Consider the following 19886-nt stretch of genomic DNA (forward strand, 5'->3'; position numbering starts at 1 on the left):
ACCCGTCATGCCAGCCATGCCGTCGATGTCGCCCACGTTGGCTAAGGGGGCCTGATGAGCCAGCAGTCCAACGGCGACAAGACCGAAAAAGCCACCCCGCAGAAGCTGCGCAAGGCCAAGAAAGAAGGCCAGGTGGCGCGCTCGCGCGACATTGGCACCGCAGTCGGCGTGCTGGTGGCGCTCAAGCTGATTGTCGTGCTCGCGCCTGGCTGGCTGATCGACCTGCGTCGGCTGTTCGCACTGTCGTTTGCCGATCTGTCGGCCGACGGCGCACTGGGCGATACCGCTTCCATGCTGTTTCCGGCCACGCTGCTGCTCATTGGCAAGATGCTCGCGCCGCTGGTGGCGGTGCCAGCGGCGGTGATCATCGCCTCGATAGTGCCGGGCGGCTGGGTAATGAGCAGCAAGAACTTCATGCCGAAGATGAGCCGCATGAACCCGATTGAGGGGATCAAGCGGCTCGTGTCAGGCAAGCATTACATCCAGTTCGGTACGACGGTGGTGAAGGCGATGGCGTTGATCGCGACGCTGGTCATCGTCTGCCGCGTGAACCTGGTTGGCTTTGCCAAGCTGCAAGGCGCGCCGCTTGCCAACGCATTGGCCGGGGGTGCAGACCTGTTTCTGAATTCAGCGCTGGCGATGGCCGGCATGCTCGTGCTGTTCGCGCTGATTGACGTGCCCGTGCAGTGGATGATCTTCATGCGCGGCCAGCGCATGAGCAAGCGCGACATCAAGGACGAAATGAAACAGTCCGAAGGCAAGCCGGAAGTGAAGAGCCGGATCCGTCAGATCCAGCGCCAGCTTGCACGCCAGGGCATCCGAAAGACCGTGCCGACGGCCGATGTGGTGGTAATGAACCCAACCCACTACGCCGTGGCGCTGAAGTACGACGAATCCAGGGCGCACGCCCCCTACCTTGTTGCAAAGGGCATCGACGAGACTGCGCTCTTCATCCGCGACGTGGCGAAAGAACACGGCGTTGAGGTGATTGAATTGCCTCCGCTGGCGCGTGCGGTGTACCACACCAGCCAGGTGAACCAGCAGATTCCGGCCGCGCTGTATCGCGCCGTCGCCCAAGTGCTGACCTACGTGCTGCAGATCAAGGCGTTCCGCCACGGCAAGCGCGGCCTGGAGCCGATGCTACCGAACCATTTCGATATTCCTGACCATTTGCAAAAGGCCCAATCCTGATGAACGCACTCGCCCCCTACCTGGGTATGCTCAAGCGGATGAAGTTCGGCGTGCCGCTTGCCGTGTTCGCCATCCTTGCGATGGTGATCCTGCCGCTGCCGCCGATCGCGCTGGACATGATGTTCACGTTCAACATCGTGCTGGCCATCGTCGTCGTGATGGTGGCCGTCACCGTCAAGCGGCCGCTCGACTTCTCGGCATTCCCGACCATCATCCTGGCCGCCACGCTGATGCGGTTGACACTGAACGTGGCCTCCACCCGCGTGGTGCTGCTCAACGGCCACACGGGCACGGCCGCGGCCGGTCAGGTGGTGGAGTCGTTCGGTAACGTGGTGATCGGCAACAACTTCGTGGTCGGCCTGGTGGTGTTCGTGATCCTGATGATCATCAACTTCGTCGTGGTGACCAAAGGTGGCGAGCGGATCTCGGAAGTGTCGGCACGCTTTACGCTTGATGCGCTACCCGGCAAGCAGATGGCCATCGATGCGGATCTGAACGCTGGCGTCATCACGCAGGAGCAGGCCCAGAAGCGCCGCAAGGACGTCACCTCCGAAGCCGACTTCTACGGCGCAATGGACGGTGCCTCGAAGTTTGTGCGTGGGGACGCCATCGCCGGCATTCTGGTGCTCGTCATCAACCTGATCGGCGGTCTGGTGATTGGCGTGATGATGCACGACCTGTCCACCGCCGACGCCTTCCGCCAATACGCACTGCTGACGATCGGTGACGGCCTGGTTGCGCAAATTCCTGCGCTGCTGCTGTCGGCCGCCGCTGCGGTGATCGTCACCCGGATCAACGACTCGCGCGATTTCGAACAACAAGTCGGCCAGCAGTTGTTGGCTTCGCCCGTTGTACTGTTCAGCGCCGCTGCCCTGATGGCTGCGCTGGGCCTGATTCCGGGCATGCCGACGCTGGTGTTCCTGGGCTTTGCGGCTGTGCTGGGCTATGTGGGCTGGAAAATGGCGCGGCGCCCCTCTCCGGCGGAAGAGGAAAGCGCCAGCGAAACCGCTCGCACGATGGAGGCCGCCCTGGCCGCCCCGCGTGAGGAAACGCTGGACTGGAGCAGCCTGCCGTACGTGGATGCGCTCTCGGTGTCGCTGGGTTACAAGCTCGTACAGCTCGTAGACCGTACACAAGGTGCGCCGCTCGTGCGCCGCCTGCAGGGCACGCGCCAGAGCCTGTCAGAATCGCTCGGCTTTCTGCTGCCACCCATTGGCGCGCGTGACGACATGAGCCTGCCGCCTGCCGGCTACGCCATCATGCTCAACGGCACCGCACTGGCCCAAGCGCAGGTGCAGCCCGGCAAGATGATGGCCATTCCGTCACCCACCGTGTACGGCGAGCTCGATGGCACGCCTGGCGTGGACCCGGCCTACGGCATGCCCGTGACCTGGATCGAACCCGAACAGAAGGCACATGCGCTCGGCCTCGGCTACCAAGTGGTCGATTGCGCCACGGTCATCGCCACGCACGCCAGCAAGCTGGTGCGCGAAGCCCTGCCCGAGCTGTTCAGCTACGACAACGTCACGGCCATCATCGAGCGTCTGACCACCATTGCACCAGTGTTGAGCGATGCCTTGGGCAAGGCGCTGACGCACAGCCAACTGCGCAAGGTCTTCCGAACGCTGCTGGCTGAGAACGTGTCGATCAAGGACATCGAGACTGTGGCCGCCACGCTGGTGGAGGCATCCGAGACCACCAAGGAACCGTTGCTGCTTGCTGCCGAGGTCCGCTGCGCGCTACGCCGCCAGATCGTGGCGGGGCTCAACGGCCAGCAAGCGGAGCTCAAGGGCTTCAGCCTGACGACCGAACTAGAGAACATCCTGTTGAGTGCGCTCAGCCGTTCGGAGCAATCCGGCGTGCGCGCCCCGATCGACAACTTCCCGGTCGAGCCGAATGTGCTCTCGCAACTGCAGACGCACATGCCCGCCGTGACCGAGCAGATGAAGCAGATGGGCCTGACCCCGCTGCTTCTGGTGATTCCGCGTATCCGGCCGATACTCGCGCGTTACGCCAAGCTGTTTGCACCAGGGCTGGCCGTGCTGTCGTACAACGAAATTCCGGAGAACAAGGAAGTCAGCGTCGTTGGCGCGCTGGGGTAAGACGCCGGTCAGGACCAGCATGCAAAAGGCCCGCTGCAGCAATGCCGCGGGCCTTTTTGCATGGGTGCGATGGACGCAGGTTCGCTATCGTGCGGGGCTGGGCTGGCTGAAGCGGATCGCATGCGCGCCAGCGTTAGGGCGTATGCACGACATCACTCCGGACCGTCGGATTGCCCGCATTCCTAGGTTGCGGCGCCTCTCGGGAGTCGGTGAACTCACGCGCATTCAGTGTTTCAGCCGACGTACCAGCACGCTTCCGATGTCGAACGCGGACCTGGTCGGCGTTGCCCTCGGAGAAAAGGACATGGCCGGCGCCACCCTTCTGGCGCCGTGATTTTCCGGTGGCCGGGTCGCCATATTCGAACCGGTTGTTCTCTGCACGCCAGATCGAGACGCCGACAACATCAGGGGTCTGCTCACCCCAGTTTTTGAGGGGCTGCGCTTCTCGTAGTGTTCGCGGCCTTCGCACGCCTCCTATTTCAGCCGTGCCAGTAGAGACCTGCAACAACAGCAGGCTCTACAACCACAGCCGATGCCCAGGAAAGCACCTGAAGGAAACGCAACACGAAAAAAAGGCCACCCTGGGTGGCCTGTTGGTATGGGAGCGCGGCGCCGTTGGCTGCACCGTACCCCGCCTCTTACATTGCTTACGCGCGGTTGTACTTGTCGATATCCAGCGCACCTTCCGCACGCGCCACGACCACGGCCGTCACCGTATCGCCCGTCACGTTGGCGGACGTGCAGCACATGTCGATCAGCCGGTCCACAGCAGCGATGACAGCGATCACCTCCAGAGGCAACCCAACCGCCGTCAGCACCAGGCTCATCACCACCAGGCCCGCGCCCGGAATGCCAGCCGCACCAATCGAGGCGAGCGTGGTCGTGACGACCACCATCACCATCTGCCCCATCGACAGCTCGATGCCATAGGCATTGCTGGCAAAAATCGCCACGGTGCCCAGGTAGCTCGCCAGACCGGCCATGTTGATGGTCGAGCCCAGCGGCAGCACGAAGCTTGCGATGCGGCCATCGACACCCAGGCGCGTCTGGCAGGTCTCCATGTTGAGCGGAAGCGTAGCCGCGCTGCTTGCCGACGAGTACGCGAAGAGCTGCACCGGCAGCATCTTGCGCAGGAATGGCAACGGGTTGAGGCCAAACACGGCCAGCAACATGCTGCACATGACGAGCATCACCACCACCAGCACCGCATAGTTGACCGCCACAAGCGAGCCGAGATGGCCCAGCGCCGAGAAACCATGATCAGCCGTCACGTAGGCCATCAGCCCGAACACGCCAGCCGGCGCAAATTTGAGCACCATACCGATCAGCTTGAAGACGACGGCCGACAGGCTGTCGAAAAAGCCGCGCACGGGTTCACCGCGTTCGCCCGACAGGTTGATCGCCAGGCCGAAGAAGATAGCGAACACGATGGTCGGCAGCAGTGCCCCGTCGGAAAACGATTTGAATGGATTGGATGGAATGGCCGACAACAGCGCATCTTTCAGGCTGGTCGGCTCGACAAGCGCCGTGGCGTCCACCACAACGGGCAAATCAAAACCCCTGCCGATTTCGAACAGCCCTGCCGTGCTCATGGCGAGTACGGCCGTTGCAGACATCAGCAGCGCATAGATGGCGATCGATTTCCAGGCGATCCGGCGCATGGCGGCAAGATCGGACAACGAGGTAATGCCGTTGATGAGCGACACAAACACGACCGGGATCACGCACATGCGGATCAGCGACATGAACACGTCGCCCAACGGTTGCAGCATCTTGGCCGGCTCACCAATAAAGTGGCCCGCTGCGATACCAAGGATGAGCGCAAGAAGGATTTGCGTGCCGGCGCTCAAGCGCGGGCGGAACAAACGGGGGGAGTGCTTCATCGCCGATGTCTCCTTTCGGGAAGTGGATCTCCCCGTCAGAGTCACTGATTCACAAGCGACGCTGAACAATGTTCAACAGAATCTTGATGATCAACTGGCTGTTGACGATTCCGGCAACGCCGCACCCTGTGCTCAGGCCTTGAGCAAGGTTTCAACGCGTGCGCGGCTCAGGCCCGAGAGCGTTGCCGAGACGGCCGACAGCACGTTGTAGTCGCCGGTGCGCGAGAGTTCTGCCGTCACCGATTGGGCCGCATCGTTGGCCAGCGTTCTGGCTGCGCGCCCCGTTCCTTCCCGCACGCCCTTGGAAGCGACGTCGAGCTCCGCGCGCAGCGTCTGCTGCGCTTGACCGAGGCCTTCAAGCGCAAGCACAACCTCGCGCAATGCCACACGTTGCGATGCTCGGTCACCGGCCTTCCAGCGCCCAGGCTCCACAGCCTCCGGCGCCACATCAGCGCGCGCACGGCTTGGTCGACCACCCGGAAAGCGCTTGCCTGCGCCGCGCAGCATCATCTGGTCACGCACAACCGGCCAGCGGGATTCAGCAACCGTGAAGTCGACCTGCCCATCTGCCGCCAGCGTTACGCGGATACCATTGCTGGCCAGCGCACGGTCCAGTCGCCGCGCAAACGCAGCGGGCTCCAGCGTGTCGTCGCCAAACGTGAGCGAAGCTGTTTGCTTACCCAGCCCTGCGGGGTGAAACGTCAGCATTTCTGGGCTACCGCGGCGCCATTGCTCAACGTCCAGCCCGCGCAGGCGAAAGGTGCGTGTCGCGTCCCCCGCTGGACGCACAGCGAGTTGGGCGTCGAGCACGCCACCTGTTGCCGCCGCTCGCTCACGCCAAAGCGCATCGAACCTGGCAATCCTGGCTGCCGGATCGTCACCGGCGCGCGGCGCACCGCTCAGCGCGGCGCTCAACGATGCTTTCAGTCCATGCAAGTGCACGGCAGCCGCATCGGCAAAGGCCAACGCGCGCTGCACGCCGGTCACATCGGTATTCAGCTGGGCCTGGCTGGCCGTGAAATTGGCCGCCGCGCCAGGCAACAGAGGGGGGCCGATCAGCTTGCTTTTGGGGATCGGCAGCGTTTGCGCGCTGGCAGACAGCGCAGCCGATGCCTGGGCCGCCTGCGCCGCGTCCGCCCCGCGCCGTGAATGGCTGGATACCGTAGCATCGCTGCTACGTCCCAAATGCGCACGCTCGATGCCCTGTGTGCTCAGTCGCGTATCCATGGCGACGATCTCAGATGGCGTCGAACAGCGACAACTGCTTCATGCGGCCGTAAATCTGGTACGTACCCTTCATGGCTGCTATGTAGTTATTGAGTTGGTCGTAGGCCTCAGCAAAATCCAGCTCACCCACCAGTTGCGTCGCCTGCCCATTGGCAATGAGCTGCGCCGAATGGTTGTCGTCCATCAGTTGAAGCGTGTTCTGCGCACCACCCAGGCCAGCAATCTTCGCGGACAGCGCATCCACACCCTTGCTCGACGTGGCATCGAGGGCCGCCGTCACGATGTCCCGCAGCGCGGGGGCGTTCGGATCGACGTTCGCATCGCCAAGCGCATCGACTGCGGCTTCGAGCTTGTTCATGACCTCAGCCAATTGATCGACCGTCACGTTGGCGGTTTGCGTCACGCCATGTCCGATCACGACGCTCTGCGTCTCGGCGTTGCCCGCATACGTATATCGGCTGCCGGCGGGTGCACTCGGATCGTAGGCAATCGGGGCCGTGCCCGTGAGCGTGCCGGAGAACAGGTAGTTGCCATCGCTGTCCTTTGCGTTGGCGGCGTGCTTGAGGTTGTCGAGCAGCGTACGCAGCGGGCCCGCCATGGCGTTCAGGTCAGGCGCGCTGTGGCTGCCGTCGGCGGCGGCTGTCAGCATGTCCTTGGCCGACATCATGGTGTCGAGCATGCCGTCCAGATGGGCTTCGTTCTTCTGCAGGCGCACTGTCAGCGTGTCAATGTTCTTGCGATAGCGTGCCGTCAACGACGTGTCGCGCTCAAGCATCAGCAGCCGCACGGCGGCAATCGGGTCGTCAGACGCACGCTGCACACGCTGGCCTGACGTCATCTTGGACGTAAGGTCAGCGGCCTTGGAGCTCGACGCCCGCAAGGTGGAGAGCATCATGTTGCCGAGTTGCTGGTTGGTGATACGCATGGTGTTCTCCTTAGAAGCTCTTGATCGTCGCGTCAAACAACTCATTCGCGACAGAGATGACTTTCATGTTGGCCGAATACACCTGCATGTACTCAGCGATGTTGACGGCTTCCTCCTCCATGCTGACACCCGACACCGCAAGCCATGCCTCTTCCGACTGCTTGCGGACCTCGCCCGCCATCGCCAGCATCGACTGGTTTTGCTGGGCTTGAGCGCCAAGCTTGCCGACAAGCATCGTGTACGCGTCGCCAAGCGAGGTTTCACCAAAGCCCGGCAGGTTGATCTTCTCGGAGCGCAGGCCGATCAACTTGAGCAGGTTGTCGTTGTTGCCAGGTGCGCTCGGGTCCGACGAGAAGCCAAGCTGGTCAGGTGTCATGTCATTGACCGTCAAACGGCCCGTGACCGGATCAAACGTGAACAGCGGTTGGCCCGGCTGGCCATCCATGCCGTAGCCGGCCTGCATCTGCGTGTTGAAGCGATCGGCAATCTCGCCAGCAAGTGAGCGCATCGCCTCCATTTGCGGCAGCAGCGTATCTTGTGCGAACGTGAACAGCCCGCCCAGCGAACCGCCCACCTTGCTGCCGTCCAGCGCATGCTGCGTGCCGCCAAGCTCGTAGGTCAGACCAAACGTGCCGTCTGCCAGCGTCTCGACACCCAGCTTGGCCACTTGCGACCCCGCCACGAGCGGCGCGCCACCCACGAGGTTCACGTCAATCGTGCCATCCGGCTGGCGCACCGTGCGAATCTCGGCCAGGGCGGCCAGTTGGTCGATCGCCTGGTCGCGCTGGTCGATCAGCTCGGACGGCGCACCGCCCATCGCCTCGGCATCGGCAATGCGCCGGTTCAGGTCCGCAATGGATGCGCTCAGGCCGTTGATCTGGTCTGCCGTGGCTGCGCTTTGCTGGCGCAGCGTGTCGAGCTGGCCGCGCATCATTTGCTGCAGATTGTTGAAGCTCGTGGCCAGCCCGCTCGCTGCCATCAACACCTGCTGGCGCAGCGCGGGGTTGGTGACGTCGGCGCTGGCCTCATCAAGCGCGCCGAAGAACCGGTCGAGTCCGGCCTTGACACTGCCGTCTTCCAGGCCCATCACCTCCTCAAGCTGGCGGAAATACGACTCTCCAACGCCATACTGGCCAGCCGGGCCATTCGATGCCCACTTCTGCTCAGTCTTGTAGTGATCGCCAAAGCGGATCAGCGAGCCCACGTCAACACCGCCGCCAACGCGCGAGATCAGCATCACGCCCTGGCGCGTATAGCCAGGCGTCAGCAGGTTTGCGGTGTTGCGCGCCGACATGTTGAGCCCAGCCTGCGCTGCAAGCGTGCCGGACAGGCCGATTCGGGTGATGTTCATGATGTACGTGCTCCGTTATCCGTTGAATGCGCCCAAAGCGCGTTAGTCGTTCGTGCTCGCGGTCTCGCGCGGTAGCATCTGTGCGACCAGCGTGTCGGCAATGCCGAACGCCCGCTGATGCGCAATCGCATCAGCCACAACCCGGTTTGCGTAGTCGAGCATCGAATCGCTGGACTTGTCATCAAAGCCGTTGTCCGCCTTGAGCTGGTCAGTTGCCTTCTTCATCTCGTTGAGCATCTGGGCGATGAACATGCCCTCAAACTGCACGGCAGCGGCTTCAATTTTCTGGCGATCCGTGGCTTCGGCCGGGCGGATAGCGCTCGCATCGGCGCCTGTAGCGCTATTGGACGCGCGTGAAATCGGCATGAAATCGTGTGTCATTGCTTGGTTCCTCGTCAGATCACCACCAGCTCGCCCGTCAGCGCGCCGGCTTCGGACAGCGCCTGCAGAATCGCCATCAGGTCATCAGGAGTCGCGCCGGTGCGGTTGATCGTGTCGACAATCGCCTGCAAGCTTGCACCGGACTTCCACTGGAAGGCGTTGCCGCCGCGCTGCGAGACATCAATCTCGCTAACCGGCGCGGCAACCGTGGTGCCACGCGCAAATTCGTTCGGCTGGCTGACTGCCGTGCCTTCGGCAATCGTCACCTTCAGCGCCCCGTGCGAAACAACAGCGGGCTTGACAGTCACCCCTTGACTGATAACGACGGTGCCTGTGCGCGAGTTAAATACGATGCGCGGCGCCACCTCTGTTTGCCCAACCTTCAGTGCGCGCACCTTGGCGACAAACGCAACGCGCTGACTCGGCCCCTGAGGCGCGGCCACGTCTACCGAGGTCGCATCTGCCGTGCTCGCCACTTCGCCACCGAGTGCCTGGTTGATGGCATCGACAATGCGTGACGCCGTCTGGAAATCCGGCCGCTTGAGGTTCAGGCGCACGCTGGGCGTTTCTGCAAAATCCGTCGCCACTTCGCGCTCGATCGTTGCTCCTTTCGGAATGCGGCCCGTGGTGGGCGTATTGATGGTGACGCTCGACCCGCTACGGCCCTGTGCATTTAGGCCTGGAATCACCAGGTTGCCCTGCGCCAGCGCATAGACATCGCCGTCAGCCGCGCGCAGCGGCGTCATCAGCAGCGTACCGCCGCGCAAGCTCTTGGCATCGCCCAGCGACGAGACGGTCACGTCAATCGTCTGACCGCGCCGATAGCCCGGCGGAAAGGTCGCACTCACCATGACAGCCGCCGCGTTGCGCGAGCGCAGGTTGACGTTCTCCGGCAGACGCGTGCCGAACTGCTTGAGCATATTCGCCAGCGACTGCGTGGTGTACTTGGCTTGCGTGCCGTCACCCGACCCAGCCAGCCCAACGACGATACCATAGCCGACGAGCGCGTTTTCACGCACGCCCTCTACATCGACGAGAGCGCCGACCGTTTGTGCATGCACGTTGCGCACAGGACCGAAAACCGTTGCGGTCATCGCAATCAAACAGGCGGCGGCAACACTGGCGAGGCGGGTCAGTTTCATAGCAAATCCTTTGAATAGGCTCAGAACGGCATCCACGGGCTGTTAAAGAAACGCGTCAGCCAGCCGGGTTGGTTGGCGTCGGCCAGCGAGCCGCGGCCCGCGTAGTGGATCCGCGCATTGGCCACACGCTGCGACGACACGCGGTTGTTTGCGTCAATATCGGCCGCGCGCACATAGCCCGACAGCCGCACGGTCTCTTCCCCCTGGTTCAGCACGAGGCGTTTTTCACCACGCACCTGCAGCAGGCCGTTGGGCAGCACACGCTGCACCACCACGGTGACGGAGCCACGCAGCATGTTCTGCTGCGAGCTTGAGCCCGTACCGTCAAAGCCGCGCTTGGCACCCAAAGTGGCATCCAACGGCAGCTCCACGCCAAAGACCGATGGTTTGCTCGCACTTACGCTGCTGTTCTTGCCGACTTGCGTGCCGCTCTTCTTGCTCGCCTGCGTGGTTTCGTCCAGCTCGACGGTAAGCACATCGCCGGAGCGGAATGCGCGTATATCGGAGGTGAGCGACCACGCTTGATCCGGCACCAGCACGCCACCCGCCGACCCACGGCGCACCTCGAATGCGGTGTCCGGCATGTCGTCCACTTCTGGCGAACGGTCGTAGTCGTGCAGTGGCCCCGTGGCGCAACCGGCCAGCACGGCCAGCGCAGCACATGCAGCGAGCAAGCGGGCGGCGTTCATCATCGTGCCGCCTGGGAGAGGTACTGCATCATGTTGTCCGCAGCGGACAACACCTTGGTGTTCATCTCATAGGTGCGCTGCGCAGCGATCATCTCGACCATTTCTTCCACAGCCGTCACGTTCGAGCCTTCCAGCGCGCCCTGCTTGAGCGTGCCCAACCCGTCGCGCCCCGGCTCGCCTTCGTTCGGTGGGCCACTGGCACTGGTTTCGGCGTACAGGTTGTCACCCAGTGCGAGCAGGCCGGCCGGGTTCAAGAAGTTGGCGAGCTGCAGCTGGCCGATCTCGGTCGGCGTCGTGTTTGCGCCAGTCGTGACTGACACAACACCGTTCTCGCCAATCGTCAGGCCCGTTACATCGGCGGGAATGTCGATCGATGGCACGATCGGCAGCCCCTGCCCATTGGTCAGACGCCCTTCCTGGTTGCGCCGGAGCTGGCCCGCACGGGTATAGCCCACCTCGCCGTTGGCCATTTCGACCTGCAGGAAGCCGTTACCAACGATGGCTACGTCGTGCGTCTGACCAGTCGTCTGCAGAGCACCGGAGGTGAACACCTTCTGCGTACCGACCAGCCGGGTACCGTTGCCCAGTTGCACGCCCGGTGCCGTCGCGTTGTCCGCAACTTGCGCGCCCGGTTGTTGCTCGGTGCGATAAAACAGATCTTCGAAGACCGCGCGATCGCGCTTGAAGCCGACCGTGTTGACGTTGGCCAGGTTGTTCGCGATTGTCTGCAGCTTCGATTCCTGCGCCTGAATGCCTGTTTTGCTGATCCACAATGCGGGATTCATAGTTGACCTTTAGCGTTGTGTGTTGATTGGGTCGCCTGCATCCGCTTAACCGCGGATCAACCGGTTACCGGCGTCGGCCATTTCGTCCGCCACCTTGTAGAGCTTCATCTGCATTTCAAACGAGCGCGTGAGCGACATGGTCTGCATCATTTCCTCGACCGCAGACACGTTGCTGCCTTCCAGATGCCCGCCCTTGACGGCGACGTTGGCGTCCGCCCCGTACTCGGTGCCGCTGCGCGACACGATCAGGCCCTGCGCGTTCTTCATCAGGTCTGCCGGCTCGGGGTTCACCAGCAGCAGGCGCCCGACGTCTTGCGTGCCCTGCTCACCGGTGGCAACGATGGAAATCGTGCCGTCCGTGCCGATCGTCAGGGTGTCGTGCTCAGGCAGCACGATGGGGCCACCGTCGCCCAGCACCGTGCGGCCGTTCAGCGTCAGAGATCCATCGCCTTCGAGCCGAAGCGAGCCGGTGCGCGTGTAAGCCACGCCGTCGTCGGTCTCCACCGCCAGATAACCGGCGCCGCTGATCGCCACGTCCAGCGCGCGGCCCGTCTCGTTAAGCTTGCCGGGCGTGTGGTCGACGTGCGTTGCCGTCAGCGCGGCGTGATGACGCGAGTCGTAGCCATAGCCCTGCGCTGCCTCACTGGTGACGGTCGCCAAATCGGCGCGAAAGCCCGCCGTCTGCGCGTTTGCCAGGTTGCCGGCCCGAACGTTGAGCGCGCGCAGCGAGTGGTCTGCGCCGGTCATCGCGGTATAGATAAATGCATCCATCGCGTTACAGCGCCTGCATCAGCGTGCGCATCATTTCGTTCTCGGTGGACAGCACCTTCGAGTTGGCCTGGTAGTTCTGCTGCGCGCCCATCAGGTTCACCAGTTCGGAGGTCATGTCGACGTTCGACTGCTCGACCGCGCCCACGGCCAGCTTGCCCGCCATGCCCACACCCGCTGTGCCAAGCAGCGGCTCACCCGTAGCACCGCTGGCCTGCCAGGCTGAACCATCCACTGGCACCAGGCCGTTTTCATTCTGGAACGTAGCGATGGCCAGTTGACCCGCCGATAGCTTCTTGCCGTTGCTGTACTGCACCTGGATCGAGCCGTCTTCGGCCAGCGACACGCCCGTCACCGTGCCGGACTTGTAGCCGTCCGCGCGGTTCTTCGCGGTGCTCTGGTCTCCGCCAAACATGGTCGTGCCGGTGTAGCTGATGGCGATCGACAACGGCGCCGCGCCAGTCGGCGTGCCCAGGTCCAGATCCACGGAGCCGATCGGCATGACCATCTTGCCCTCGGTGTCAAAGCTCAGGAATGTGGGCAGACCAACGTCTTCACCATCCATGGCGTAGTACACCTGCATATCGTTGCCGGCGCCCTTAACGAAGTACTGCGTCACGGTGTGCTCGCGGCCGAGCGAATCGGTCACGGTGGTGGCCGACATGCCGTTGTACGACTGCGGGTTGTCCTTATCGAATGGCGTGACGCTGGGCTCCTTCCAGTCGGCAGACATATTGCCGACGTACTCCAGTGAGCTGCTGGCCTCTGCGGGAATCCCGCCCGTGGGCACCGTCAGGTCGCCCAGCGCGCCGCTCTCGCCATAGCCCTGCACGCGACGAAGCATGAAGTCGACCACATTGCCGTCTTTATCGACGTCGAACATGCCGGCGCGCGAATACACCATCGAGCCGTCGGTATCACGCGAGACAAAGAAGCCCTTGCCCGAGATGGCGGCGTCCATGCCGCGGCCGGTGGGCAGGAGGTTGCCGCTGATGCTCATCGACTGCGAGGTCGAGCCGATCGACACACCCGATGGCATGGCGTTGATGTAGCTCGACGCAAAGTTCGCTCGGCCGGACTTGAAGCCAACCGTACCGCTGTTGGCGATGTTGTTGCTGATCTGATTGAGCTGGCCGTTGATTGCATTGATGCCAGCAAGTGCGATGTTGAAGCTCATGACAGGAACCTATTCAGAAAGGGGATGGGAAAGAGACCGTTTTCTCGCTCTTGCTCGTGGGCTTGTTCTTTCTTCTGCGGACGACCAAGGAAGCGGGTGATATCAGCGGTGTCAACGTCGCCAACGCCGGCAACAGACAGGATCACGCGGCCGTCGGCGCCTAGGCGCACGCTCTGCAGTTCTCCGGTCAGTTCAACGTCGGGCTTTTCGCCGGTGTCGGTCGATATGCGCACCTTGTAGTCGCCGGGCGGCAGATCATGTTCAGCCGGGTCGATCTCGAAATCGACCGTGCCGGCCTCGCGCGGGCCCAGCGGGATCTTGTGCTCTGTGCCGTCAGGGCCAGTCAGAATGAGCTCCACATCGCTGGCCGACGAGTCCAGCGTAAAGCCGCCGCGCACGGTCTCGCCATCCAGCTCGACGGAATCGGCACGCACACGCACCAGCGAACCCACCTGCGAGCCAAGCGACACGACGAGCATGCTTTCCTGCATGGCGGCCGTCGCGGCGCTGATCTGAGCCAGCGTCTGCATGGCTTCCACCTGGCTCATCTGCGCAAACTGCGTGACGAACTGGCTGGCTTCCATCGGGGCGAGCGGATCCTGATTCTGGATCTGCGCGATCAGCAGTGTGGTGAACATGTTCGACAGGCTGCCCGAATCTTTGTTGGCGCCCGGCAGCGATGCACCGTCACCCACGCCTGCGCCGTTGTTGGCTTGCGTGCCGTTGTTTTGGATATTCATCCTGGTCAGCCCTCGCCCATGCGCAGCAAGTCTTGCTGCATGCCCTTGAGGCGCGTGAGCACCTCGGCGTTGGTGGAGAAAGCGCGCGACGCGGCCATCATGTCGGTCATTTCCTCGACCGGGCTGACGTTCGAGTAGTACACCATGCCGTTTTCATCGGCCAGCGGGTGCCCAGGCTCGTGCCGCGTCGTGAGCGCGTCGTCGGTGGAAATGACATCGAGCACCTGCACGCGCGCACCACCGTTCTCAAATACCGATGCGAACACCGGCTTGCGGGCGCGGTACGCAGTGTCTTCCGTACCGGACGTGCCTGCGTTGGCGAGGTTGCTTGCGATCGTGTTGAGCCGCACGGTCTGCGCGGTCATCGCCGAACCGGCGATCTGTGAAATGTCTTTGAAGCTCATCAGATATTCCCGGTGATCGCGGCCTTCAGGCCTTTGATCTTCATGTTGACGAAGGTCAGGCTCGCCTGGAAATCGGCCGTGTTCTGCGAGAACGCGGCTTGCTCGACGCCGAGCTCCACCGTGTTGCCGTCTTGCGAGGGCCGGCTCGGCACGCGGTACTTCGGGTCGCTACCGCCGAACTGCAACGCGGCCTCGAACCCATCGTTGGCGAGTGCCTGGTCCAGACTCGCGCGGAAATCGAGATCGCGCGCCTGATAACCGGGCGTCGACTCGTTGGCGAGGTTGGATGCGAGGAGCTTCGTGCGTTCCGCGCGCACTTTCAATGCCGCGGGGTGGACGCCGAGCGCGTTTTCCAAATTCAGTCCCATCTTGGCTGCTTGCCTCCGGAAGAAGCCGCACAGCGCTGGCGCTGGCGGCGGATTGGTCATCGGACAGACAGGAGGTTATGCGGATCGAAAATGCGCGGCGAAGAAGTTGTACAGACGTTGAACGGGGAATTGAGACGGGGGCAAACGAACCGTTTTGCATGGGACGGCGTGAGCACATCTTTCCTATAATCGGGCCACGTTCACAAACGGAAACCCACATGCCCGTACCCTGTGTTTTGCGACAGATCGCACGAATGGCGACGGTAATGGCCCCAACAGCGGCCACGATGGTGGCTGTGTTCGCGCTATCGAGCCTGGCGGGGGCGGCGTCTGCACAGGCGCTGCCACTTGCTGGTGATCCTGCCGCCGCGCAGGTTGAGCAGGCGGCGCAGGAATGGATCGGGCGCTACGTTGAAGAACATCGGCTTACCGACGCAGACACCTCGGTGACGGTGGTGCCGCCGCGCCGGGCTGCCCCTGCGTGCGGCGAGGCTTACAACGTATCCCCTGCCGACACGAAGGTGCTCACACGAATGCGCTTTTCGGTGCGCTGCCCGGGCACGTCACGCGCGAGCGTTTATGTGGTGCATGCCCACATTAAGACGCCGGTAGTCGTCACAGCGTCCGCGCTGCTGGCCAATCAACCGCTCACGGCGGATGATGTGGCACTTGAAGTACGTGATCTGGCACTCACCCCCGATGCGCTGCTCGACCCAGCTGCCGTTGTCGGGCGGGCACCTCGGCGCGCGTTGAAAGCCGGCCAAGTCGTTCAGGCACGCATATTGAAAGGGGTGGTGGTGGTCCGCCGGGGGCAGGCAGTGCAGATCGTGGCGAATGCCGGCCCGATCGAAGTGACAAGCGCGGGCACCGCCATGCAGGACGGCGCCATCGATGACGTGATCCGCGTGAAGAACGTGAGCACCAGCAAGGTCATCACGGCGCGCATCACCGGCGCCGGCATCGTTGAGCCGGTCGGCGCAGCAAAATAGGGATAGCCCAGGAACGCTGCCGTTATCGGAAGAGCTTCCTTACCTGCTCAACAACCTGCACGAGCTTGTTCTCATAGGCCGGATCGGTTGCATAGCCGCCCCGTTTGAGCGCGCGTGCGAACTGGCGTGCGTCACTGCCGGCGTCGAGCGCATCGGCATAGCGCGGTGAATTTTTCAGCAGCGCCGCGTAATCGCGAAACGCGCCTGCGTACGTTGGATACGCGCGGAAATGCTCCACCACCTTGGTTGCAACGCCACCCAAGTATTCCGTGGTGGTGGACGCCGCCGATGCGCCCTTCCAGTTGCCCGTTGCCTTGATGCCGAACAGGTTGTGCGTGGTCTCGCCGCGCGCATTCGTCAGCGGCTTGGCCCCCCAACCTGATTCCAGCGCAGCGTGTGCGGCGATCAGCTCCGGCGCAGCGCCGAGCGTTTCACCCGCGCGCCGGGCGTGCGGCATGATCTTTGCCAAGAAAGCCTGTCGATCCGGGTCGACCGGCCCGGCCGTGGTCACGAATGCGGCAGACGTCAGCGCCTTGCCGTTGGTGGTGCGCTCGGCCTTTGCCGCCTCGTTGCGCATGCGCATGGCTTCGTGCCACTGCACGGCCTGCGACGACAGTTGCGAAGTACTCGTCCGCTCAAAGCCGTTGCGAATCGAACCGTTGATATCGCGGCTCAGTGAGGTGTACAACGACCCAAAGCTCGCGGCCGACGCACGCGAACGTGCGCCGGCAGCAAGCGAAGCCTGAGCGACTGACGGCGCCGGCGCAGCCGATGGCGTGGAAGGCGTTGACCGCAGCGCTATGTCACGCAGGGACATAGACATGGCGCTCTCCGTGCATGAGGCGTTGCATCGCTTCGTACTGTGCGGCTAGCAGCGCGCCATTGCGCGCTCCCAGCGCCTTGCAGCGGGCCGTCAGGGCATTCAGTTCATTGCAGCGCGCAATGAAGGACTTCCGCTGTGCCGTGTGCCGCTCCCCTGCCAACGCGCGTTCACCGAATGCTTGGACCGCGCCGGGCGCATTGCCCAGCAGTTCAACGCGATGACGACGACGTGCATCGATCGAATCTGCCTCAGCAGCAATCGTTTTGGCGAGCTGGCCAAGCAGCGCGGCGTCGAGCCGCAGCGCCGCGGCAAACTGGTCATCCAGCAGTTGCGCGAGCTTTCGGTAACCGACGCCATCAGCAACGATGTCGGCCACGAGTTGGCGAGGATTGCCTTTTACCGTCATTCATGTCCTCCGTGGTATCTCTGAATCACACCTGCGAGCTTTGCCGCATCGAAGCGGATCTCACCGGCCTGCAATGCCGCGCGGATCTCCGCAACGCGTGCGGCATCCACCTCCGGCGTGCGGTCGAGTGCGGCACGCGCCGCCTCGATCGCTTCCCGGTCGCGGGTCTTATCGGCGGCACCCATGGTCGGAACAGGCGCTTCCGTACGTTTCACCGCGTCGGCGCGCGGGGTGCTGTCCGGTTCATTGATTGCGGGCAGGCCCGCCGCATTTGCGATTCGCATGATTTCACCTTACGGCCACTCGGCCTTTAAAGATTCAATAGACACCTGAACCCTCAAGACGACCGATTTTCCGCACCCATTAAATTCTGTTCGTGTTCTCGCGCGGCTTCGATCCGCACGCCAATCTGTGCGGCCTCCGGATCCCCTCCCGATGCCGCGTTAACGCCCTCGACGAGGGGTACGACTTGCTCCGGCAGCCCAAACATCGCCTTGATCGCGTGTGCGCGTTGCGGCGTGAGCACCAGGAATTCGATCCGGCGGTTGGTCGCCGCACGGGGGTTGTCCACCAACGGTGCGCGATCGGCCATGCCGACCACCTGCAGCACTTGCGATGAAGTCATGCCCCCTTCAATCAGACCGCGCCGGGCCGCCATGGCGCGGTCTGTGGACAAATGCCAGTTCGACCGCGTGCTGAACCCCCGGCCCCGATATGGCACCGAATCGGTATGGCCAATCACCAGCAGCGGGTTACCGACCGCACCCATGAGTGCGCCCAGCTTAGTGAGCATCGGCCGGAACAGCGCTGATGGCGTCGCTCCACCGCTCACGAATACACCCTGCTCATCGGTATCGTGCAGCATCACACGCAAGCCGAGCGGCGTAATGATCGCTTGCAGGTTGTCGCGCAGGCCAATGTCTTCGCCCACCTGGCGAACACGTTCTGCCAGCGCACGCAATGCTGCTTCCGTTTCGGCAGGCATCGTTGCAGGTGCTGCAGTGTCCGCGCTGTATGCGTCCTGGCCGCGCGGTGCCAACTCCTCTCGGGGGGTGACAGAAGGCGGCGCCGCGGGTGTGCCATCCAGCACACCAGAACTGCCCTCATAGGCAACACTGTCTGCCATCTCAATAAGCTTGAGGCTGGTCTCTTCCTCATTGCGTGCGCCCAGCACCCACAGCAACAGAAACAGACACATCAGCGCAAGACAGAAATCGGCAAACGCGACTTTCCAGGTACCGCCATGGTCATCATCGTGACCGCGCTTGGCCGCGCGCTTGATGATCAAGTCACCATGCTCCGCGCCCCGGCGCCCGCGTTTCGGTAGCGCCGTGTCCGTCTTCGCGCCAGCCTCGGACAATGTCAGGTCAGGGTTCGAGCTCACGCGCGGACTCCGTCGAGGCTGCCGATCCAGCCCTCAAGCTGCAAGAAGCTCGGCTTGTCCGTCAGTTGCATAACGCGGCGCCCGGAATCGATAGCGAGCAACGCGGGCTTGCCGGCAGCAAACGCAATCAGCACAACCTTCACGCATTCGAGGTCGGACATCTCTGCCTTGACGACCTGCTTGATCAGGTTCGAGAGTGGGTCAAGCACGCCATAGCAGAAGAAAATGCCGATGAAGGTTCCGATCATCGCCGCGCCCACTTTTTCGGCAAGCTCACCGGCGCTGGCACCTTCGTTGATGCTGTTCATTGCCATCACAATGCCAAGCACGGCCGCGACAATCCCGAAACCCGGCATCGCATCCGAAATCTTCTTCATGGAGCGCGACGGCTGTTCAAGATCTTCATGGATGGCAAGCAGTTCGTGCTCCATCACACTTTCAAGCTCGTGCGCGCTGATTTTTCCCATCGCCATCAGACGGAAGTTGTCGACGATGAAGGCCAGCAGCGGCGGGTCCTGAAGCACAAGCGGATAACGCTGGAACAGTGGGCTGTCTGCCGGTGCCTCGACGTGGCTGTCGAGCGCCTTCAGGTCGCGGCCCAGGTTGAGCAGCTCATACATCAGCAGCAGAAGCTGACGCTGAAATTCTTTGTTCGTTGCGCGCTTGCGGATCGTGACGACCTTGCGCAGCTGCGCCCCCATCTCAACCAGCACGTGACGGGGGTTGCCGAGCACCATTGCACCCGCCGCCGCACCAACAATGATCAGCAGCTCGACCGGCTGCCACAGCTTGTCGAAGTTGCCGCCCATGAACATGAAGCCGCCAAACACGCAGGCCATCACGACCAGAATGCCAAATATCTGTTGCATGATCTTTTCCTGTGTTGCCGCCGCGCGGTCACGACGGCGAGCGCCCTATCAATGCTGTCCAAGATGCTCTCGCATCTTCATCAGCGCCTTCTTGCTGATCTGGCACACACGTGCCGATGTCAGTCCGAGCACCGCACCGATCTCGGCCAGGCTCAGGTCAAACTCGTAGTACAGCTGAATCACGGTCTGCTCGCGCTCATCGAGCAGGCCCAATGCCTTCTCCAGCGACTGCCGCACCACGATCTGACGTTCAATGCCGTCGTCGGCGCCATGTACAGCACC

The 19886-nt window shown here is 62.8% G+C and carries 23 protein-coding genes; 4 read left to right on the top strand and 19 right to left on the bottom strand.

All coding sequences use genetic code 11. The annotated features are described in order from the left end of the window. The first annotated feature begins 54 nt into the window (after positions 1 to 54). From flhB to JHD73_RS09860, 3 genes are read left to right on the top strand one after another with little or no spacing between them, the layout of a single operon-like run. Positions 55 to 1191: a flagellar type III secretion system protein FlhB gene (gene flhB / locus JHD73_RS09850; protein WP_199030108.1), complete on the top strand. Its 1137-nt coding sequence runs from the start codon at positions 55 to 57 to the stop codon at positions 1189 to 1191. After that, positions 1191 to 3293 carry a flagellar biosynthesis protein FlhA gene (locus JHD73_RS09855; RefSeq protein ID WP_199030109.1) on the top strand — a complete coding sequence of 701 codons (2103 nt, stop codon included), beginning with the start codon at positions 1191 to 1193 and terminating at the stop codon, positions 3291 to 3293. The genes flhB and JHD73_RS09855 overlap by 1 nt, the downstream gene beginning before the upstream one ends. Before the next feature lie 19 nt (positions 3294 to 3312). After that, on the top strand, positions 3313 to 3627 hold the full coding sequence (locus tag JHD73_RS09860; protein ID WP_199030110.1) for a hypothetical protein: 315 nt from the start codon (positions 3313 to 3315) through the stop codon (positions 3625 to 3627). Between the two features lie 313 nt (positions 3628 to 3940). Here the strand turns inward: JHD73_RS09860 and JHD73_RS09865 are convergent, their stop codons facing one another. From JHD73_RS09865 to flgB, 13 genes are all read right to left on the bottom strand, one after another. Next, a complete protein-coding gene (locus JHD73_RS09865; RefSeq protein ID WP_199030111.1) occupies positions 3941 to 5176 on the bottom strand; it encodes a dicarboxylate/amino acid:cation symporter in 1236 nt (411 codons plus the stop codon). 132 nt (positions 5177 to 5308) lie between these two features. Beyond that, on the bottom strand, positions 5309 to 6403 hold the full coding sequence (locus JHD73_RS09870; protein ID WP_199030112.1) for a hypothetical protein: 1095 nt from the start codon (positions 6401 to 6403) through the stop codon (positions 5309 to 5311). A gap of 10 nt (positions 6404 to 6413) precedes the next feature. After that, a complete protein-coding gene (gene flgL, locus JHD73_RS09875) occupies positions 6414 to 7328 on the bottom strand; it encodes a flagellar hook-associated protein FlgL (RefSeq protein WP_199030113.1) in 915 nt (304 codons plus the stop codon). A 10-nt stretch (positions 7329 to 7338) separates the two neighbouring features. After that, entirely contained in the window at positions 7339 to 8679 is a 1341-nt protein-coding gene (gene flgK / locus JHD73_RS09880) for a flagellar hook-associated protein FlgK (RefSeq protein WP_199030114.1), read from the bottom strand. 42 nt (positions 8680 to 8721) lie between these two features. Further along, entirely contained in the window at positions 8722 to 9060 is a 339-nt protein-coding gene (locus tag JHD73_RS09885) for a hypothetical protein (RefSeq protein WP_199030115.1), read from the bottom strand. Positions 9061 to 9074: 14 nt separating this feature from the next. Further along, on the bottom strand, positions 9075 to 10154 hold the full coding sequence (locus JHD73_RS09890) for a flagellar basal body P-ring protein FlgI (RefSeq protein WP_233176876.1): 1080 nt from the start codon (positions 10152 to 10154) through the stop codon (positions 9075 to 9077). 68 nt (positions 10155 to 10222) lie between these two features. Beyond that, positions 10223 to 10891, bottom strand: a complete 669-nt coding sequence (flgH, locus tag JHD73_RS09895; protein WP_199030129.1) for a flagellar basal body L-ring protein FlgH — start codon at positions 10889 to 10891, stop codon at positions 10223 to 10225. After that, on the bottom strand, positions 10891 to 11676 hold the full coding sequence (gene flgG / locus JHD73_RS09900) for a flagellar basal-body rod protein FlgG (protein WP_199030117.1): 786 nt from the start codon (positions 11674 to 11676) through the stop codon (positions 10891 to 10893). The genes flgH and flgG overlap by 1 nt, the downstream gene beginning before the upstream one ends. 45 nt (positions 11677 to 11721) lie before the next feature. Continuing rightward, complete coding sequence (locus tag JHD73_RS09905; RefSeq protein WP_199030118.1) at positions 11722 to 12447, bottom strand: flagellar basal body rod protein FlgF; 726 nt, start codon at positions 12445 to 12447, stop codon at positions 11722 to 11724. A 4-nt stretch (positions 12448 to 12451) separates the two neighbouring features. After that, the gene (locus JHD73_RS09910; RefSeq protein ID WP_199030119.1) at positions 12452 to 13621 is read right to left on the bottom strand and encodes a flagellar hook protein FlgE; all 1170 of its coding nucleotides are present in this window, start codon (positions 13619 to 13621) and stop codon (positions 12452 to 12454) included. Further along, positions 13618 to 14361 (bottom strand): flagellar hook capping FlgD N-terminal domain-containing protein, encoded by a 744-nt coding sequence (locus tag JHD73_RS09915; protein ID WP_199030120.1) that lies wholly within the window; start codon positions 14359 to 14361, stop codon positions 13618 to 13620. Before JHD73_RS09915 ends, JHD73_RS09910 begins: the two co-directional genes overlap by 4 nt. Before the next feature lie 5 nt (positions 14362 to 14366). After that, the gene (gene flgC, locus JHD73_RS09920; RefSeq protein WP_199030121.1) at positions 14367 to 14765 is read right to left on the bottom strand and encodes a flagellar basal body rod protein FlgC; all 399 of its coding nucleotides are present in this window, start codon (positions 14763 to 14765) and stop codon (positions 14367 to 14369) included. Further along, entirely contained in the window at positions 14765 to 15133 is a 369-nt protein-coding gene (gene flgB / locus JHD73_RS09925) for a flagellar basal body rod protein FlgB (protein WP_199030122.1), read from the bottom strand. Before flgB ends, flgC begins: the two co-directional genes overlap by 1 nt. Before the next feature lie 266 nt (positions 15134 to 15399). Here flgB and flgA point away from each other — a divergent pair, with 266 nt between their 5' ends. Continuing rightward, positions 15400 to 16122, top strand: a complete 723-nt coding sequence (gene flgA, locus JHD73_RS09930; protein ID WP_199030123.1) for a flagellar basal body P-ring formation chaperone FlgA — start codon at positions 15400 to 15402, stop codon at positions 16120 to 16122. 22 nt (positions 16123 to 16144) lie between these two features. On the opposite strand, the gene flgJ is transcribed toward flgA, so the two are convergent. From flgJ to JHD73_RS09960, 6 genes are all read right to left on the bottom strand, one after another. Then, complete coding sequence (flgJ, locus tag JHD73_RS09935) at positions 16145 to 16945, bottom strand: flagellar assembly peptidoglycan hydrolase FlgJ (protein WP_233176872.1); 801 nt, start codon at positions 16943 to 16945, stop codon at positions 16145 to 16147. After that, complete coding sequence (gene flgN, locus JHD73_RS09940; RefSeq protein WP_199030124.1) at positions 16926 to 17351, bottom strand: flagellar export chaperone FlgN; 426 nt, start codon at positions 17349 to 17351, stop codon at positions 16926 to 16928. The genes flgJ and flgN overlap by 20 nt, the downstream gene beginning before the upstream one ends. Further along, a complete protein-coding gene (gene flgM / locus JHD73_RS09945) occupies positions 17348 to 17635 on the bottom strand; it encodes a flagellar biosynthesis anti-sigma factor FlgM (RefSeq protein ID WP_199030125.1) in 288 nt (95 codons plus the stop codon). Before flgM ends, flgN begins: the two co-directional genes overlap by 4 nt. Before the next feature lie 53 nt (positions 17636 to 17688). Further along, positions 17689 to 18735 carry a flagellar motor protein MotB gene (locus tag JHD73_RS09950; RefSeq protein ID WP_368735529.1) on the bottom strand — a complete coding sequence of 349 codons (1047 nt, stop codon included), beginning with the start codon at positions 18733 to 18735 and terminating at the stop codon, positions 17689 to 17691. Then, entirely contained in the window at positions 18732 to 19604 is an 873-nt protein-coding gene (motA, locus tag JHD73_RS09955) for a flagellar motor stator protein MotA (RefSeq protein WP_199030126.1), read from the bottom strand. The genes JHD73_RS09950 and motA overlap by 4 nt, the downstream gene beginning before the upstream one ends. A gap of 48 nt (positions 19605 to 19652) precedes the next feature. Then, positions 19653 to 19886: sigma-70 family RNA polymerase sigma factor (locus JHD73_RS09960; protein ID WP_199030127.1), on the bottom strand; the 234-nt coding region annotated here is incomplete at its 5' end.

The organism is Ralstonia sp. ASV6 (genome assembly GCF_016429285.1).
In the GTDB taxonomy this organism is placed as follows: Bacteria; Pseudomonadota; Gammaproteobacteria; order Burkholderiales; family Burkholderiaceae; genus Ralstonia; species Ralstonia flaminis.

Coding starts and splice junctions, on each gene's coding strand:
- flhB (WP_199030108.1), top strand. CDS start 55: ATGAGCCAGCAGTCCAACGGCGACAAGACCGAAAAAGCCACCCCGCAG.
- JHD73_RS09870 (WP_199030112.1), bottom strand. CDS start 6,403: ATGGATACGCGACTGAGCACACAGGGCATCGAGCGTGCGCATTTGGGA.
- flgJ (WP_233176872.1), bottom strand. CDS start 16,945: ATGTCTATGTCCCTGCGTGACATAGCGCTGCGGTCAACGCCTTCCACG.
- flgL (WP_199030113.1), bottom strand. CDS start 7,328: ATGCGTATCACCAACCAGCAACTCGGCAACATGATGCTCTCCACCTTG.
- JHD73_RS09910 (WP_199030119.1), bottom strand. CDS start 13,621: ATGAGCTTCAACATCGCACTTGCTGGCATCAATGCAATCAACGGCCAG.
- flgC (WP_199030121.1), bottom strand. CDS start 14,765: ATGAGCTTCAAAGACATTTCACAGATCGCCGGTTCGGCGATGACCGCG.
- JHD73_RS09855 (WP_199030109.1), top strand. CDS start 1,191: ATGAACGCACTCGCCCCCTACCTGGGTATGCTCAAGCGGATGAAGTTC.
- JHD73_RS09890 (WP_233176876.1), bottom strand. CDS start 10,154: ATGACCGCAACGGTTTTCGGTCCTGTGCGCAACGTGCATGCACAAACG.
- flgB (WP_199030122.1), bottom strand. CDS start 15,133: ATGGGACTGAATTTGGAAAACGCGCTCGGCGTCCACCCCGCGGCATTG.
- flgN (WP_199030124.1), bottom strand. CDS start 17,351: ATGACGGTAAAAGGCAATCCTCGCCAACTCGTGGCCGACATCGTTGCT.
- JHD73_RS09860 (WP_199030110.1), top strand. CDS start 3,313: ATGCAAAAGGCCCGCTGCAGCAATGCCGCGGGCCTTTTTGCATGGGTG.
- flgG (WP_199030117.1), bottom strand. CDS start 11,676: ATGAATCCCGCATTGTGGATCAGCAAAACAGGCATTCAGGCGCAGGAA.
- flgK (WP_199030114.1), bottom strand. CDS start 8,679: ATGAACATCACCCGAATCGGCCTGTCCGGCACGCTTGCAGCGCAGGCT.
- JHD73_RS09885 (WP_199030115.1), bottom strand. CDS start 9,060: ATGACACACGATTTCATGCCGATTTCACGCGCGTCCAATAGCGCTACA.
- flgA (WP_199030123.1), top strand. CDS start 15,400: ATGGCCCCAACAGCGGCCACGATGGTGGCTGTGTTCGCGCTATCGAGC.
- JHD73_RS09915 (WP_199030120.1), bottom strand. CDS start 14,361: ATGAATATCCAAAACAACGGCACGCAAGCCAACAACGGCGCAGGCGTG.
- JHD73_RS09865 (WP_199030111.1), bottom strand. CDS start 5,176: ATGAAGCACTCCCCCCGTTTGTTCCGCCCGCGCTTGAGCGCCGGCACG.
- JHD73_RS09905 (WP_199030118.1), bottom strand. CDS start 12,447: ATGGATGCATTTATCTATACCGCGATGACCGGCGCAGACCACTCGCTG.
- motA (WP_199030126.1), bottom strand. CDS start 19,604: ATGCAACAGATATTTGGCATTCTGGTCGTGATGGCCTGCGTGTTTGGC.
- flgH (WP_199030129.1), bottom strand. CDS start 10,891: ATGAACGCCGCCCGCTTGCTCGCTGCATGTGCTGCGCTGGCCGTGCTG.
- flgM (WP_199030125.1), bottom strand. CDS start 17,635: ATGCGAATCGCAAATGCGGCGGGCCTGCCCGCAATCAATGAACCGGAC.